Source organism: Plantactinospora sp. WMMB782 (genome assembly GCF_049179135.1).
Taxonomy (GTDB): domain Bacteria; phylum Actinomycetota; class Actinomycetes; order Mycobacteriales; family Micromonosporaceae; genus Plantactinospora.
The window spans coordinates 8124528-8140814 of sequence record NZ_JBMHMC010000007.1; the positions used below are offsets into that span (position 1 = coordinate 8124528).

The 16287-nt window shown below is 72.8% G+C and carries 13 protein-coding genes and 1 pseudogene; 9 read left to right on the top strand and 5 right to left on the bottom strand.

Annotated elements, in window-relative coordinates; all coding sequences use genetic code 11:
• Nucleotides 1–95: 95 nt before the first annotated feature.
• Both ACN28A_RS38220 and ACN28A_RS38225 read left to right on the top strand, forming a co-directional pair.
• Nucleotides 96–575, top strand: a complete 480-nt coding sequence (locus tag ACN28A_RS38220; RefSeq protein ID WP_421404877.1) for a PH domain-containing protein — start codon at nucleotides 96–98, stop codon at nucleotides 573–575.
• A complete protein-coding gene (locus ACN28A_RS38225) occupies nucleotides 572–1957 on the top strand; it encodes a PH domain-containing protein (protein WP_421403922.1) in 1386 nt (461 codons plus the stop codon). Before ACN28A_RS38220 ends, ACN28A_RS38225 begins: the two co-directional genes overlap by 4 nt.
• Here ACN28A_RS38225 and ACN28A_RS38230 read toward each other — a convergent pair.
• Entirely contained in the window at nucleotides 1941–3080 is a 1140-nt protein-coding gene (locus ACN28A_RS38230; RefSeq protein WP_421403924.1) for a phosphatase PAP2 family protein, read from the bottom strand. The genes ACN28A_RS38225 and ACN28A_RS38230 overlap by 17 nt on opposite strands.
• Before the next feature lie 129 nt (nucleotides 3081–3209).
• Between ACN28A_RS38230 and ACN28A_RS38235 the strand changes: the two genes are divergently transcribed.
• From ACN28A_RS38235 to ACN28A_RS38245, 3 genes are read left to right on the top strand one after another with little or no spacing between them, the layout of a single operon-like run.
• The gene (locus tag ACN28A_RS38235) at nucleotides 3210–3767 is read left to right on the top strand and encodes a PadR family transcriptional regulator (protein ID WP_421403926.1); all 558 of its coding nucleotides are present in this window, start codon (nucleotides 3210–3212) and stop codon (nucleotides 3765–3767) included.
• The gene (locus ACN28A_RS38240; protein ID WP_421403927.1) at nucleotides 3764–4468 is read left to right on the top strand and encodes an ABC transporter ATP-binding protein; all 705 of its coding nucleotides are present in this window, start codon (nucleotides 3764–3766) and stop codon (nucleotides 4466–4468) included. Before ACN28A_RS38235 ends, ACN28A_RS38240 begins: the two co-directional genes overlap by 4 nt.
• On the top strand, nucleotides 4465–6753 hold the full coding sequence (locus ACN28A_RS38245) for an FtsX-like permease family protein (protein ID WP_421403929.1): 2289 nt from the start codon (nucleotides 4465–4467) through the stop codon (nucleotides 6751–6753). Before ACN28A_RS38240 ends, ACN28A_RS38245 begins: the two co-directional genes overlap by 4 nt.
• Nucleotides 6754–7152: 399 nt before the next feature.
• Here ACN28A_RS38245 and ACN28A_RS38250 read toward each other — a convergent pair.
• Nucleotides 7153–7479: pseudogene (locus ACN28A_RS38250) on the bottom strand (Scr1 family TA system antitoxin-like transcriptional regulator); the annotation flags it as partial.
• A gap of 134 nt (nucleotides 7480–7613) precedes the next feature.
• Between ACN28A_RS38250 and ACN28A_RS38255 the strand changes: the two are divergent.
• Together ACN28A_RS38255 and ACN28A_RS38260 are read left to right on the top strand one after the other, a co-directional pair.
• A complete protein-coding gene (locus tag ACN28A_RS38255) occupies nucleotides 7614–8093 on the top strand; it encodes a thioesterase family protein (protein WP_421403931.1) in 480 nt (159 codons plus the stop codon).
• Between the two features lie 8 nt (nucleotides 8094–8101).
• Nucleotides 8102–8932 (top strand): MBL fold metallo-hydrolase, encoded by an 831-nt coding sequence (locus ACN28A_RS38260; protein WP_421404879.1) that lies wholly within the window; start codon nucleotides 8102–8104, stop codon nucleotides 8930–8932.
• Here ACN28A_RS38260 and ACN28A_RS38265 read toward each other — a convergent pair.
• Nucleotides 8929–9843, bottom strand: coding sequence for a MerR family transcriptional regulator (locus tag ACN28A_RS38265; RefSeq protein WP_421403933.1), 915 nt, complete (start codon nucleotides 9841–9843; stop codon nucleotides 8929–8931). The two genes, ACN28A_RS38260 and ACN28A_RS38265, sit on opposite strands and share 4 nt — an antisense overlap.
• A gap of 104 nt (nucleotides 9844–9947) precedes the next feature.
• The gene (locus ACN28A_RS38270; RefSeq protein ID WP_421403935.1) at nucleotides 9948–10886 is read right to left on the bottom strand and encodes a carbohydrate kinase family protein; all 939 of its coding nucleotides are present in this window, start codon (nucleotides 10884–10886) and stop codon (nucleotides 9948–9950) included.
• A gap of 421 nt (nucleotides 10887–11307) precedes the next feature.
• Here ACN28A_RS38270 and ACN28A_RS38275 point away from each other — a divergent pair, with 421 nt between their 5' ends.
• A complete protein-coding gene (locus ACN28A_RS38275; protein WP_421403937.1) occupies nucleotides 11308–12405 on the top strand; it encodes a lytic polysaccharide monooxygenase auxiliary activity family 9 protein in 1098 nt (365 codons plus the stop codon).
• 116 nt (nucleotides 12406–12521) lie between these two features.
• Here the strand turns inward: ACN28A_RS38275 and asnB are convergent, their stop codons facing one another.
• On the bottom strand, nucleotides 12522–14480 hold the full coding sequence (asnB, locus tag ACN28A_RS38280; RefSeq protein ID WP_421404881.1) for an asparagine synthase (glutamine-hydrolyzing): 1959 nt from the start codon (nucleotides 14478–14480) through the stop codon (nucleotides 12522–12524).
• Between the two features lie 215 nt (nucleotides 14481–14695).
• Between asnB and ACN28A_RS38285 the strand changes: the two genes are divergently transcribed.
• Nucleotides 14696–16240, top strand: a complete 1545-nt coding sequence (locus tag ACN28A_RS38285) for an aminopeptidase P family protein (protein WP_421403939.1) — start codon at nucleotides 14696–14698, stop codon at nucleotides 16238–16240.
• Nucleotides 16241–16287 lie beyond the last annotated feature (47 nt).

Consider the following 16287-nt stretch of genomic DNA (forward strand, 5'->3'; position numbering starts at 1 on the left):
GACCAGGCGGAGGTGACCAGCGCTGGAGCGAGCCCGCTGCGGAGGCGAGCGGGCGGTCGGCGGCCGGGCATCCTCCGGCCGGACCGACCGATCCGCTGGAGCCGTGGCCGGAGACCGTGCGTTGGCAGCCGGTCTCGGCCGACCTGATCAAGGTGGAGGCGCTGCGGCTCGGGATCGGGATGCTGGTCCTCGCCGTCGGCGCCGTGATCGGGCTGGCCCTCACCGGCCACTGGCTCTTCGGCCTCGCCCTCGGCCTGGTGGTCGCGCTCACCCTCTGGCGGCTGGCGGTCATCGTCCGGGCCGTCCGGGCCTGGGGGTACGCCGAACGCGACAACGACCTGCTGGTCCGGCACGGCCTGCTGGTCCGGCGGCTGTCGATCGTGCCGTACGCCCGGATGCAGTTCGTCGACGTCACCGCCGGGCCGCTGGAGCGCGCCTTCGACCTGGCCACCGTGCAACTGCACACCGCCGCCGCCGCGAGCGACGCCCGGGTGCCCGGCCTGCGTCCGGCCGAGGCGTCCCGGCTGCGTGACCGGCTCACCGCGCTCGGCGAGGACCGGGCGGAGGGTCTGTGACGGTCGAGGAGGTCGCCGAACCCCGCAAGCGGCTGCATCCGCTGAGCCCGCTGCTGCACGGGGCGAAGTCGCTGGCGGTGATCGTCGCCGCGCTCTCCTGGTCGACCCTGTCCCGGGTCGGCCTCGGCGTCTTCACCCTGCTGGTGGCGGTGCTGCTGGTCGGTGCGCTGGCGCTGTCGGTGGTCAGTTGGTACAACACCGGCTACCACGTGGTGGGGCGGGAGCTGCGGATCCACGAGGGGCTGCTGTGGCGGCGTACCCGGGCGATCCCGTTGGAGCGGCTGCAGTCCGTGGAGGTGGTCCGGCCGCTGCTGGCCCAACTCAGCGGGCTCGCCGAGCTGCGCTTGGAGGTGGTCGGCGGCGGCAAGACGGAGGCGCCACTGGCGTACGTCACGGTGGCCGACGCGGTGACGTTGCGGGACCGACTGCTGGCGCTGGCCGGCCGGGCGCCCGCCACCGGTACCGGGGCGGGCACGACAGCTCCTGGCCAGCCGCCCGAGCCGGGGCAGTCCGTCCCGACCGGGACACCCGGCGTCGGCGGGTTGGCCGGCACGGTCGAGCCACCGACCGGCCGGCCGCTGCACGCGGTGTCCAACCAGGACCTGCTGGTCAGCCAGCTGCTCACCCCGCAGGCGTTCTTCCTGCCGTTCGGCCTCGCCTTCGTGCTGGTCCAGTTCTTCACCGAGGACTCCTGGTCGTTCATCGCGGTCGCCAGCACCCTCACCGCGATGGCCGGGGTGGTGCTCCAGCCGATCCGGCGGGTACTCGACGACTGGAGTTTCCGGCTGGCCCGCGACGACGCCGCGCTGCGGGTCCGGCACGGGCTGCTGGAGACCCGGGCCCAGACCGTACCGCTGGACCGGCTCCAGGCGATCGGGGTCACCTGGCCGCTGCTCTGGCGGATGAAGGGTTGGCTGCGGATGCGACTGTCGGTGGCCGGCATCGCCGCCGGTGAGATCGACAACCGCAGTACCCCGGACCGGTTGCTGCCGGTCGGCGACCTGGCCACCGCACAGATGATCATGTCGGAGATACTTCCCGGGGTGTCCATCACCGGCACCCTCACCCCGCCGCCGGCCCGAGCCCGCTGGGTGCACCCGCTGGCCCGTACCGCGCTCGGCGCCGGGCTCTCCGCCCGGGTCTTCGCGGTCCGCTCCGGGCTGCTGACCCGGGAACTGCTCGTCGTGCCGTACGCCCGGATCCAGAGCGTCCGGGTGGTGCAGGGTCCGCTCCAGCGGCGGCTGCGGCTGGCCACCGTCTACGCGGACACGGCCGGTGGGCCGGCCGCGGCCGCCCGGGACCGGGACCTGCACGAGGCGTGGGCCCTGGCGGCGGAGTTGACCGCCCGGGCCCGGTCCGCCCGGCTCAGCGCCTCGCGCTGACCGACCGCTGCGGCGCCGAGCCCGGCCCGGCGCCCGGCTCCGGTCCCGACTCCGGCTCGGTGCCGGCAGCCGTCCTGGCCCCCGGCACGCTCTCGACCGCCGACTCCGACGACCCGACGCCAACCTCGGAACCGGTCGCTCCGGCCGGGTCGGACCCGACCGGAGCGCGGCGGGCCCTGCGCGCCGCCCACCAGCGCTCGGCGAGCCCGACGGCCAGGAACGTCAACCCGACGTACGCCCAGCCGACCAGCACGTCGATCACGTAGTGCTCGCCCGCGTAGACCAGGGTGAAGGTCATCGCCAGCGGATAGCAGAGCAGCAGCGGCCACCAGCGTCGCCGGGTCGCGCCGAGGAAGAAGACCACCACGAAGAGCGCCCAGGCGGTGTGCAGCGACGGCATCGCGGCGACCGGGTTGGAGGCGATCTGGCCGGCGTTGAGCAGGTTGCCGGCGCCGTGCATGCCGAACTCCCGCCAGCCCCGGGTGGAGATCCGGGCGACCTCCTCCAGCATCCCGTACCGGGCGGCCCACCAGGGCGGCGCGGCCGGATAGACGAAGTAGGTGACCAGACCGCTGGCGCAGAGGAAGCCCCAGCGCCGCATGAACGCCGCCCAGCGGGCCCGGGAGCGCAGCCAGAGCACCACCGCGGCGGCCAGGGTGACCACGAAGTGCGAGAAGTAGACCCAGCTCACCCCGACGTCCCACCAGTGGATGCCGTCCGGGTCGTAGAGGTGCTGTTGCAGCCAGACCGTCGGCACCTGGCCGTCCATCGCCCAGCCGAACATCCAGCGGTCGGCGACGATCAGCTCGTAGGCGTGCGGTGTCGCCCCGTTGTCCGCGAACCCCCGGGAGAGGTTGTAGAGGGCGAGGAGCACGACCACCGGAAGCCAGTCCCGGGCGAAGCCCAGGTGGGTGCGCCAGGGCCGGTCGCTGCGCCAGGCGATGGTGGCGGCCCAGAGCCAGGCGAAGGCGTACAGCGGGTCGGTGGGCAGGCCGATCAGCAGCCAGCCGGCGACGAAGGCCACCGTCCAGATCGACATGGCGACGATCCGGCGGCGCCGGCCGTCGGGCACGGCCGGAGCCGACGGGGGCGTGGGTGGGGTGTCGGGAGCGGTAACGAGCATCACCGTCCAGGTTAACGGCGCGGGTACGCCGGACTCCGGGAGGGACACCGCACCACCGCACGGTGCGGCGCGCATCGCACTAGCAACTCGCTTGCTAGCTTGGTAACTCGGTTGCTAGTGTCCCGGGCCATGTCGGTATCCCGGATCCTGCTCGGCCTGCTCGAACCCCGGTCCCAGCACGGCTACGTGCTGCGCCGCCGCTACGACGAGTGGTTCGGCACCAGCCGCCCGCTGAAGTCCGCCCAGGTCTACGCCACCCTCGGCCGGTTGGACCGGGACGGGCTGATCGACCTCGCCGGAGTGGCCAGCGGAGTGGGCCCGGATCGCCGGGTGTACGCCATCACCGAGGCGGGCGTCGGCGAACTCGACCGCTGGCTCGACGAGCCGGAGGTGCCCGAGGTGACCGCCAGCCGCCGGGTGCTCTTCGCCAAGGTGCTCATCGCACTCTCCAGCGGTCGGCCGGCCGAGCCGATGCTCGACCGGCAACGCCAGGCGCACCTGGCCCGGATGCGCGAGTTGCGCGCCCGGCGGCAGGCCGGCGACCTGCTGACCCAGCTCGACGCCGACTTCGAGATGTACCACCTCGACGCCGATCTCAAGTGGATCGACGGTGCCGTCACCCGGCTCGCCCGGCTGGCCGCGCTGGTAGCCCGCGTCGACGACGCGGAGAAGGAGACCGACCGATGACCCTCCCGGACAGCAGCGGGACCACCCTCCCGGGCAGCAGCGGGACGACCCTCCGGGGCAGTGACCTCGCCGTCCGGTTCGGCCGGACCGTCGCGCTCGACGGCGCCGACGTGACCATCGCGCCCGGCGAGATAGCCGCGATCATGGGACCGTCCGGTTCCGGCAAGTCGACCCTGCTGCACGTACTCGCCGGCATCCTCCGCCCCGAGCACGGCGAGGTACGCCTCGACGGGCAGCGCATCGACAACCTTCCCGACAGCCGGCGCAGCCGGCTCCGGCTCCGCTCGTTCGGCTTCGTGCTCCAGTTCGGCGACCTGGTGCCGGAACTCTCCCTGCGGGCAAACGTCGAGCTGCCGCTACGGCTGCTCGGCACGCCCCGGGCCGAGGCCCGGCGCCGGAGCGCGGAACTGCTCGGCCACCTCGGCGTGGCCGAGCTGGCCGACCGCTGGCCAGGGCAGGTCTCCGGCGGCGAGGCACAACGGGCCGCCGTCGCCCGGGCACTGGCCCACCGACCTTCGGTGATCTTCGCCGACGAGCCGACCGGCGCGCTGGACAGTGCGGCCGGCGAGGTGGTGCTGGACGCGCTCACCGGGCTGGCCCGCCAGGAGGGCAGCGCCGTGGTGATGGTCACCCACGAGGCCCGAGTGGCGGCGTACGCGGACCGGACCGTCTTCCTCCGCGACGGGCGGGTGACCGCATGAGGCGGTGGATCTGGCTCGGGTTGCGGCTGTCGGTCGGCTCCGGGCGGGGCGGGCTGCTGCGTACCGCGCTGATGTCGTCCGGCGCGGCGCTCGGCGTACTGCTGGTGCTGGGGTCGCTCGCCACGGTCTCGGTAGCCGGGGCGCAACACGGGCGGGCCGAGGCGCGCACCCCGGTCCGGACGGAGAACCCCGCCAGCCCGTCGACACTGCGGGTCCACAACATCGAGGACGCGATCGGCGGACGCGTGCTCCGGCGTACCGCCGTGATCGGTGCCACCCCGGACAGCCCGCGCCCGCCCGGAGTGGCCGCGCTGCCCGCGCCCGGGGAAATGGTGGTCTCGCCGGCCCTGCGCGATCTGATCGCCACCGATTCGAGGGCGGCGGCCCGCTTCCCGCAGCGGGTGATCGGCAGCGTCGGCCCGGCCGGACTGCTCGCCCCGGACGAACTGCTGGCCTACGTCGGCGCCTCGTCGGCAGCAGTGCCACCGGAGGAGCAGATGCTCGAGATACACTGGCCGGTCGCCGGCTTCGGTCACCCGGTGCGGTACGCCCTCGGGGAGGGGCGCGATCCGAACCCCTTCAGCCCGGCCCGAATCCTGGCCGGCACCTTCGGGCTCTTCGTGCTGGTGCCGTTCGGCGTCTTCCTGGCCACCTGCGCCCGGCTCTCCGCCTCCACCCGGGATCGCCGGATCGCCGCGCTACGGCTGCTCGGCGTCTCGGCCCGGCAGGCGACCCTGGTCAACGCGGTGGAGACCGGAGTGATCACTCTCGGCGGCGCGCTGCTCGGGCTGGCCGGCTTCGCACTCCTCGCCCCGGCCTCGGAGGGCTGGCGGATCGGCCGGATGCGCTGGTACGCCGCCGACCTCGCCGTACCGGTGCCGGTGGTGGTCGGCATGGTCGCGCTGACCGTGGCGTACGCGGTCGTCATCGGTGTCCTGGCCACCCGGCCGGCCCGGGTCGACCCGCTGACTGTGCGCCGGGGCGCGCCACAGCGCCGCCCGGGCGTCTGGCGGGTACTCCCGCTGCTGGCCGGGCTCGCCGGGGCGGTACTGGCCGGCTGGTCCGGCCGGCACGAACCCAGCCAGGGCGACGCGCTGCTCTTCCTCGCCTCGATGCTGCTCACCGGGTTCGCGCTGCCGCTCGCTCTGCCCACTCTCGGGTATGCGGTCGTCGCGCTGCTGGCGCGGATTCCGGGTACCCCGGTCTGGCTGGAACTGGCCACGGCCCGGCTGCGGCACACTCCGGGGGTGGCACCCCGGCTGGTCGCCGCCTTCATCGTGATGATCTACGTGGCCGGGATGGGATCGCTCAGCGTCGGTCTGTTCGCCAACGACGATGCCTTCGGCGTGACAAACGATCCGTCCGGAAGACGGATGTACCAGGTGTCCGGCCTTGGGCCGGTCCCCGTCGCCGAACTGCGGCAGGTCCCCGGCGTGCAGGTCGTCGACCTGGTCAGCATCCCGGTGACAATCTCCGGCGAGCGGCACGGCCTGCTCGTCGGAGACTGCGCCGACCTCACCGGCATGTTCGCGCTCGACGACGGCGAATCCTGCGTGGACGGCCGGACCTACCGGCTGGTGCACCGGTTCCACTTCGGTCCGCCGCTGCCGGAGCCGGGCACCGAGGTGGTAGCCGGCGACGGCACCCGCATGTCGGCACCCGAACAGCTCCTGAACCTGCGGATGCGGTTCGACCAAGGTATGGGCGGAACGGTCCTGGTCACCCGGCAGGCAGCGGTTGCGGCCACACTGGACGTCCCACCCGTCACCCATGTGCACCTGGTGACGACCGACCGGGCCGCCGCCGACCGGGCCAGCCAGGTGCTGGCCGCCCGGGTACCGACCCGATACCTTGCGGGAGACCTCGGCACCCGGCGCGGCTTCGACACGGAGCTGCTGCTGACGCTGCTGGTCACCGGGGTGACGCTGACCTTCGTACTCGGCATCGGGGCGTTCGCCGTCGCCGCGATCGACCGCACGGTCGAACGGCGCCGGGACAACGCCACGCTTGCCGTGGTCGGCACCGGGCCGGGCACCATCACCGCCGGGGAGGTCGGGTTCGGCACTCTGCCGCTGATGGTCGGGCTCGGCCTGGCCAGCCTGGCGACGGTCACCAACGCGACCGTCCTCCCCGGCCTGTTCGGCATCGACCGGGATCAGGTGTTCGACCGGATCGCCCCGACACTCTGGTTGGCCGGCGGCGCGCTGGTGGTCGGGTTGGTGCTTATCGCCGTACCGGCCTGGCTGACCCAGCGGATCACCGCCGAGCAACTCCGTCGCCCCTGACCGGGCAAGGCGACCGGGCACTGCCGCCGCCGCTATGCGGGCCGGTCGACGCCGGTCGACGCCGGTCGACGCCGGTAGACGCCGGTCGACGCCGGTCGACGCCGGTCGACGCCCGCCGACGCCGTCCGACGAGTGTCCGGCGCGGAGACTGTCGAGCTGCCCCGCTCGTGCGCCCACCACAACGGCGGCCGGCCCCGCCGCACTCACCTGGACGCCAGAGGCGTAACCGGTCGGTCGTAGCGCCTCTGGTGTCCAGGTCTGGGGACGACCGACCGACCGGGCGAGGCGATCAGCGGCCGCGGCAGCGGCGGTCGGTGTCCGGGACGGTTCGACCCCGGACACCGGTCGGGTCACTCCGGTCGGCGGGGCGGCGGGACCGCGCCGACGAAGACCCGCCAGGCGTACGCGCATCACCGCCGGCCCGCCGACCGCCCCGTGCAGCACCCCCTCGTCGATCACCGCGAAGAGATGCGGCGCCGGCTCCCGGGAGAGCACCTGCTGCCGGTCCAGCCGGGCCAGCACCTGCTCGGCCACCTCCTCCGGGGTGAGCAGCGCACCGCCGGCCCGCGCCCGGCGCAACTCCTCGGCATAGCTGGCAAGTGCCGCCGACCGTCCCACTTCGTCTCTCCCGTCTGCCAGCCCGTGACGTGTCCTCCCCTCCGTACGCGGTGGCACCTGCGCCCTTCGATCGATGCCGACCGGGGCCGAGGGTAGCGGGCTCGTCACGGTACGAAAACCACCTGGTCACATACGATCCCGACCGTCCGGAGAGCCGGGCCGGCTGCGGACTATCCGACAGCGGTACGGCGTGTCGCCCCGTGTCGGCAACGGCGGTCCGCGGAACATCTACGCTTTGCCACATGGATCAGGAACACCCGGCCGGGCGGGCGCCGGAGTCAGCGTCGGACGCGTCGACGCAACCGCAGGTCAGCGCGGCCTCCGCGCAGCCGCAGAGTGTGTTTCCGCCGGGCCTGAGCGCCCGGGTCGAGCTGACCGTCACCGACCTCGACACCGCGCAGGCGGTCGGCTCCGGCGACGTTCCGGTGCTGGGTACGCCCCGGGTGCTGGCGCTGGCCGAGGCGGCCACCGTCGCGGCCACCGCGAGCCGGCTGCCGGCCGGGATGACCACGGTCGGGATGCGGGTGGAACTCGACCACCGGGTGCCGACCCCGGTCGGCCGGACCGCCGTGGCGCAGGCCCGGCTGGCCAAGGTGGACGGGCGGCGGCTGCTCTTCGAGGTGGCCGTCACCGAGGGCGCGACGACGGTGGCCGAGGGCCGGGTGGAGCGGGTGCTCGTGGACCGGCAGCGGTTCGTGGCGCGGGCGCAGGAACCGGCGTGACCGCGACCGTGGGCCTCGCCTTCACCGAGGTCGCCGACCGGGTGTACGTGCTGCGCCAGCCGCTGCTCGACGTCAACGTGACCCTGGTGGTCGGCGACGGCGGCGCGCTGGTGGTGGACACCCTCTCCACCGCCGGACAGGCCACCGAACTGCTCGCCGCCGTCCGGGCGCTCACCGCCGACCCGCTGGCCGTGGTGAACACGCACCACCACTTCGACCACTGCTTCGGCAACGCCACCCTGGCCGCCGCCGGCCCGGTGTCGATCTACGCACACGACGAGGCCGCCCGGCTGCTCCGCGAACAGCCCGCCCTGGTGCGCCGGCAGGCGTACGAGGAGGTGCTGCCCGCCGATCCCGGGCTCGCCGCCGAGCTGGCCCGGACCACGATCCTCGCCCCCACCCACCCGGTACGCCACGAGGCCACCCTGGACGTCGGCGGCCGGACGGTGCTGCTGCGTCACCTGGGCCGGGGGCACACCGACGGTGACCTGGTGGTGCAGGTGCCGGACGCGGACGTGCTGGTCGCCGGTGACCTGATCGAGCAGAGCGGCCCGCCGGCCTTCGAGGACGCGTTCCCGCTGGAGTGGGTGGAGACGGTCGCCGCGCTGCTCGGCTGTCTCTCCCCCGGCACCGTTGTCGTCCCCGGGCACGGCACGGTGGTCGACACCGAGTTCGTCCGGGTCCAGCACGACGACCTGGCCACGATGAGCTGGCTGATCCGCAACGGGGACGCCGACCGGGCCCCGGCCGAGCGGGTCGCCCAGCGCACGCCGTTCGGCCCGGAGGCCGGCCTCGCCGCCGTCCGGCGCGGCTACGCCGAGCTGCGTGGCGACGCCTAGTCGGTGTCTCGGCTAGCGGTTGGGCCCTGGGTGAACAGCTCTACGGACAGTTCGATACACCGCAGGCGGGCCGGGGAGAAGTCGTAGGGCATCTTGCCGACGGCTTCGAGCACGCTCATCTCCCGCCTGCCGGAGCCGAGGTCGGCCTCGTCCTCGTCGTTGTCGGCGCCAGCCGGGTGCAGGGTGTCCCAGGCGTCGAAGAGGGCGTCGTCGTCCCTGTCCAGGCCGGACTCCTCGATGACGGCCAGCAGGGCGCTCTCGAAGGCGTGCCGCTCGGCCGCCACCTGGGCAACCCGTGGATCGTCGACGGCGACGCTGTCGTCGAGTGCCTCCTCGGCGGCGTCGACCCGGTCGGAATCCTCTCGCAGGGTGGGATGCGTGGCCAGCGCGACGAAGCGGGTGGCCTGGACGGCCGCGCCGAGCGGACCGAAGATCCGCTCGGTGACCAGCAGGGTGTCCAGGTCCGCCTGACGCAGGGAGCCTTCGGGCAGGTTCTTGAGGCGTTCGGTGACGAAGTCGGAGAGCAGGCCCATCCGGCTGCCTTCGGCGCGCATCCGCTGCACGGCGCTCCGTTGCCGCCGCAGTTCAGCCTCCTGCTCGGCGAGGCTTTCCTCCAACCGCTCCAGGATGCCCGCGATACCGTCCCCGCTGTCCGCACCGGCGGAGGCCGTGCCGGTGGTGAAGGCGTCACGGATGTCGTCCAGGGCGATCCCGGCGTCGGCCATCCTGCGGATCCAGAGCAGGCGGATCATGTCCTCGTACCCGTAGCGGCGGCGGTTGTCGGCGCCCCGCTCAGGCTCGGGGAGCAGGCCGATCTCGTGGTAGTGGCGGATCGCCCGTGGCGTGCTGCCGGCGAAGGCCGCCGCGTCACCGATCTTGACCTGGCGGGGTGGCCGTAGAGACGGATGCATGAGCGGGGACCTTCCCTCAGGGGACCGGTACGTGGGTCCACTGGACCACATGCCGCTACGGAAGGTGCAACCCGTACACACCGCCCCGCAGCACGACCGACGGTTCAGCCGGGGAAGCGGCGGGCGACCTGGGCGCGGGTCGGCATCGAGACCGCGCCGCCGGGCGACTCGCAGACCAGCCCGGCGACCCGGAGCGCGTAGCCGACCCGGTCGGACCAGCCGGCCGGGTCCGCCGGGAGCCCGTCGGCGAGCAGGTCGGCGACCAGGGCCGCCATCACCGAGTCGCCGGCACCGGTGGCGTCGACGGCGTCGACCGCGGGCGCCGGCAGGCGTACCGGAGTTCCGCCGGCAGCGGTCGAGACCAGCGCGCCGCGCGAACCGAGGGTGACCACCACGGTGCCGGCGCCGAGATCGTGCAGCCGCCCGGCGGCGGCCTCCGGGTCGGTGTCGCCGTAGAGCACCTCGGCGTCGGCGACGCTCAGCTTGACCAGGTCGGCGGAGGCGACGAACTCGGCGACCACGTCCCGCAGCCCGGCCACCGCGGCCCGGTCCGGCAGCAGCCGGGGCCGCACGTTCGGGTCGAAGACCCGCAGGCCGGTGGCGGCGGTCCAGGCCCGCCGGGCGGCGGCCAGCACCGGCGGGCAGAGCAGCACGATGGAGCCGGCGTAGAGCACCGAGGCGCCCTCGAGCAGGGGTACGTCGAGATCGTCCGGCCCGAGCAGCCCGTAGGAGAGCGGCTCGCCGTAGAACCGGAAGTCCGGTTCCGCCCCGGCGAAGGTGGCCACGGCCAGCGCGGTCGGCACCGGGTGGACCCGGACGCCCCGCCGGCCGACCCCGGCCACGGTGAGGAACTCGGTGATCCGCCCGGCGAGTACGTCGTCGCCGAGCGAGCCGACGAACTCCACCTCGGCGCCGAGCCGGGCCGCCCCGACGGCCACGTTCAACGGCGCCCCGCCGATCGCCTGCCGGTAGACGGGCTGCCCGTCGTACTCGCCGTCGAGCAGGTCGACCAGGGCCTCGCCCAGCACCACCGCGTATCCCATCCGAGCCTCCCGCCCGCCGCACCGGCCGAGTCCCGGTGTGTCCTCCCCCTGACCCTGGCACATCCACGATCCGCCCCGACCGTCGGGCCGATCTCGACCGGAAACATTTCATCGAGAGATTCCTATTGCCAGATGGCTGGGTTCCGTGATGCGATTGCCGGTACCGAGCCAGTGCGGGGGCTGACGCGCTGTGCCGGGTGCCGGCAAGGGGCCACGCGAAGGGCACACATCCGTGATCGGACTGTGCGCCGTGTCGTCCGTCTGCCATCCGCGCAGATCCCAGCCCACCACCTCTGGCGGGGCGGACCGGCGACATCGCAACCAGTGTCGGAAGCGGGCGCCCGTCGTCCCACGGGTCCCCCGCAGATCGTCCGCAGCGTCGGTCAACGGCTGCGGCAGTGCCCCCCAGAAGGAGAACTCGGTGAAACGTCTTCGCAGGATCGCGGTGCTCGGCGCCGTGGCCGCGCTCACCGCCGGTGTCATCACGGTGGTCAACCCCACCCCGGTCGCCGCGCACGGTGCCGCCATGGCGCCGGGCAGCCGTACCTTCCTCTGCTGGAAGGACGGTCTCAGCCAGCAGGGTGACATCAGGCCGAACAACCCGGCCTGCGCGGCCGCGGTGGCGCAGAGCGGGGCGAACTCGCTCTACAACTGGTTCAGCGTGCTGCGCTCGGACGCGGGCGGTCGGACCACCGGCTTCGTCCCGGACGGGCAGCTGTGCAGCGGTGGCAACAGCAGCTTCAGCGGCTACAACCTGGCCCGCAACGACTGGCCGCTGACCCACCTGACCGCCGGTGGCAACTTCAACTTCAAGTACAGCAACTGGGCCCACCACCCGGGCACGTTCTACTTCTACGTGACCCGGGACGGCTTCAGCCCGACCAGGGCGCTGGCCTGGAGCGACCTGGAGGCCACCCCGTTCCTGACCGTCACCAACCCGCCGCAGAGCGGCGCGGTCGGCTCCAACGAGGGCCACTACTACTTCAGCGGGCGGCTGCCGAGCGGTAAGAGCGGCCGGCACATCATCTACTCCCGCTGGGTCCGCTCGGACAGCCAGGAGAACTTCTTCGGCTGCTCGGACGTGGTCTTCGACGGCGGCAACGGCGAGGTCACCGGGGTCGGCCCGGGTGGCGGCAACCCGACCAACCCGCCCACCGGCAACCCGACCAACCCGCCGACCGGCAACCCGACCAACCCGCCGACCAACAACCCGGGTACCGGCGCCTGCACCGCGACCTTCCGCTCCACCGGTAACTGGAGCGGCGGCTTCCAGGCCGAGGTGACCGTCCGGAACAGCGGCACCGCCGCGATCAGCGGCTGGACCGCCTCCTGGACCTGGGCGAACGGCGAGAGCATCGGCAGCCTGTGGAACGGCACGCACACCCAGAGTGGCAGTTCGGTGAGCGTCCGCAACGTGGCGCACAACGGCAGCCTCGCTCCGGGGGCGAGTGCCAGCTTCGGCTTCGTGGGCAGCGGCAACAACAGCTCCGCCCCGACGCTCACCTGCACCAGCCCGTAACCGGCACAGCGGACAGGTGAACGGGCCCGGCGCCGATGGCGCCGGGCCCGTTCACCGCCTCGGGGACTTCTCCGCCGTCGGGATTCCGCCGCAGGTCGGCGGATTATCGAGGCGGGTCAGCGCACCATCGAGCCGACCACCGGCTTGGTCAGCAGCGCCGACTGGTTCCGCTGGATGCCGGGGTCGAGGGTGCCGGCCACGAAGATCGCGTGCCAGACACAGAAGATGAGTACGGTCCAGATCTTGCGGGAGTGGTCGGCCTCGCCCCGGCGGTGCTCCTCCAGCAGGCGCAGCGCGTACGACAGGTCGAGCAGCTCACCGGCGCCGGAGATCGAGAAGATGTGCTTGGCCCAGTCGTACATCTCGCCGGCCAGCCAGACCCGGGTCGGGGTGGGGAAGCCGAGCTTGCGCCGGTTGACGATGGCCGGCGGCACCACGCCCTGCAACGCCTGCCGCATCGCGTATTTCGTGGCGTCGGAGCGGGGCGGCAGTTTCAGGTCCACCGGAATGCCGGCGGCCACCTCGAAGACCTCCCGGTCCAGGAACGGCACCCGCACCTCGAGCGAGTGCGCCATCGAGATCCGGTCCGCCTTGACCAGGATGTCGCCGCGCAGCCAGGTGTAGAGGTCGACGTACTGCATCTTGGTCACGTCGTCCAGCTCGGTGCACTCGGCGTAGATCGGCGCGGTGACGTCGGTGTAGCGCACCCCGGGGTCGTACCGGCGGAGCAGCTTCTGCTTCTCCTCCTCGGTGAACATCCGGGCGTTGCCGTAGTAGCGCTCCTCGATCGGGGTGGTGCCGCGTTCCAGGAAGCTCTTGCCCTTGACCCCCTGTGGGATCGCCTTGGAGACCGCGCGCAGCCCCTTCTGCACCCCGCCCGGCAGCCCGTTGACCGTGCCGAGCGAGAGCGGCTCCCGATAGATCGTGTACCCGCCGAAGAACTCGTCGGCGCCCTCGCCGGAGAGCACCACCGTGACGTGCTCGGCGGCCTTCTTCGCCACGAAGTAGAGCGGCACCAGGGCGGGGTCGGCGACCGGGTCGTCCAGATGCCAGACGATCTTCGGCAGCGCTTCCATCATGTCCTGCGGACCGATCTTGGTCGGGATGGTGGTCACCCCGAGGTGCCGGGCCGAGTCCTGGGCCACCTCGATTTCCGAGTAGCCGGGGACGTCGTAGCCGACGGTGAAGGTGAGGATGTTCGGGTTGAACTCCCGGGCCAGCGCCACCACGGCGGTCGAGTCGATGCCGCTGGAGAGGAAGCAGCCGACCGGCACGTCGGCCCGCATGTGCATCCGGACGCTCTCCCGCAGCGTCTCCCGGATCCGGTCGTAGAGCTTCTGCGGCTCCTGCACCGGGGCCGGCCGGAACACCGGCCGGTACCAGCGGCGCACCTCGATCTGCCGGCCCGGCGTCCAGGTCAGGTACTCCCCCGAGCCGATCCGGTTGATCCCCTGGTGCAGGGTGCCGGGCTCGGGGACGTACTGCAACGTCAGGTAGTGCGACAGGTTGGCGGTGTCCACCCCGGCGTCCCCGGCGTGCGCCGAGGGCGCGAACGGGAGCAGCGCCTTCTTCTCCGAGGCGAGGTAGACCCCGTCCCGGGTCTGCAGGTAGTGCAGCGGCTTGATCCCGAAGTAGTCCCGGGCGCCGAAGGCGCGGCGCTGCTGCCGGTCCCAGATCACGAAGGCGAACATCCCGCGCAGCCGGGTGAGCACCTGCTCGCCCCAGTAGTGGAAGCCGGCGACGATCACCTCGCCGTCACCGGCGGTGGCGAACTGGGCGCCGTAGTCCCGGGCCAGCTCCTCGCGCAGCTCGATGTAGTTGTAAATCTCGCCGTTGAAGGTCAGCAGGTAACGGCCGCCCGCGTACGGCAGCGGCTCGTGGCTGGAGGCCACGTCGATGATCGAGAGCCGCTTGTGCGCGAAGACGGCGTCGGCGTACCCGTCCGGGGTGGTGATCACCTCTACCCCGGTCTCGTCCGGTCCCCGGTGGTGCAGGCATTCCAACGCACCGGCCAGGGCGTCTCGGTGTGCGCCGGCGTTGCCGTGCGCGCTGAAGAAGGCCAGGAGTCCGCACATGGCGGTCATCTTTCCACGCGTACCGGTCCGCTGTGCCGGCACCGCCACCGAGACCTACCCGTCCGGGCACGGTACGGTCGGAGCACGCCAGAAGCACAGACCAGGTCAGCCGGACGAGGGACCGGGTCGCCGGCCGGCGGGGTGCCGACCGCTCCCCCGCCCGCCCGCCGACTCCGGCCCCGGCGGGAACGGGGCCGGACGAGGAAGGAACGGCGATGTCAGACGAGCGCACCGACATCACGGCGGAGCCGGCAGAGGTGGAGACGGCCCGGACGGAGTCGCACGACCCGGACTTTCCGGAGAAGTTCCTCGAGTTCATGCGGCAGGGCTGGCGGGACAGCACCCTGCCGGTCGGCCCCCGCCCCGAGGTGCCCAACCACGCCAAGCGGCGCTCGGCGCTCTCGGCCGCGCTGCCCGGCGAGACCCTGGTGATCCCGACCGGTCCGGAGAAGGTGCGCGCCAACGACACCGCGCACCGGTTCCGGCCCGGCAGCGACTTCGTCTACCTGACCGGCGACCACGAACCGGACAGCGTGCTGGTGATGCGGCCGAACGGCTCCGGCCACGACGCGGTGCTCTACATGCGTCCCCGCTCGTCCCGGGACGGCGACGAGTTCTTCCGCAGCCGTAACGGCGAGCTGTGGGTCGGCCGCCGACACACGCTGGCCGAGAAGGCGACCGAGCTGGGCATCGAGACCGCGCCGCTGTCCGAGCTGCCGGCCGCGCTGGCCGACTGCGCCCCGGGGCGGACCCGGGTGCTGCGCGGGCTGGACCCGTCGGTGGACGGCGCGGTGCGGCCGTACGACCCGCCGCAGGGCGGGAGCGGGCAGGGCGGGAAGGCGGAGGGCGGGAAGGCGGAGGGCGCCGAGCGGCTCGGCCGGGACCGCGAACTCGCCGCGCTGCTCAGCGAGCAGAAGCTGGTCAAGGACGAGTGGGAGATCGCCCAGCTCCAGGAGGCGGTCGACGCCACGGTACGCGGCTTCGAGGACGTCGCCCGGGTGCTGCCGGCCGACCGGGCGGTCAGCGAGCGGCTGCTGGAGGGGATCTTCGGGTTGCGGGCCCGGCACGACGGCTACGACGTCGGCTACAACTCGATCGTCGGGGCCGGCGAGCACGCCACGATCCTGCACTGGATCCACAACACCGGCATCACCCGCCCGGGTGAGCTGCTGCTGATGGACATGGGGGTGGAGGGGCGCAACCTCTACACCGCCGACATCACCCGGGTGCTGCCGGTCTCCGGCACCTTCTCGCCGCTGCAACGCCAGGTCTACGACATCGTGTACGCCGCCCAGCAGGCCGGCATCGACTTCGTCCGGCCCGGCGTGACCTTCAAGGACGTGCACCGGACCTGCATGCGGGTGCTCGCCGAGGGGCTCGCCGAGCTGGGGCTGCTGCCGGTGAGCGTGGACGAGGCGATGGACGAGACCTCGACGGTCTACCGCCGGTGGACGCTGCACGGCTTCGGGCACATGCTCGGGCTCGACGTGCACGACTGTGCCAACGCCCGCAAGGAGAGCTACCGGGAGGGCATTCTCGGCGAAGGCTACGTGCTGACCGTCGAGCCGGGGCTCTACTTCCAGCCCGAGGACGACCTGGTGCCGGCGGAGCTGCGCGGGATCGGCATCCGGATCGAGGACGACGTACTCGTGACGGCCGACGGCGCGGTGAACCTCTCGGCCGGGCTGCCCCGAGCGGCCGACGAGGTGGAGGCGTGGCTGGCCGAGCAGCGGGAGGCCGGGTTCCGGCTGCCGGGCTGACCCGGCCCGGTACGTCGACCTCTCTCGATCGTCTCACGCTCACCTCG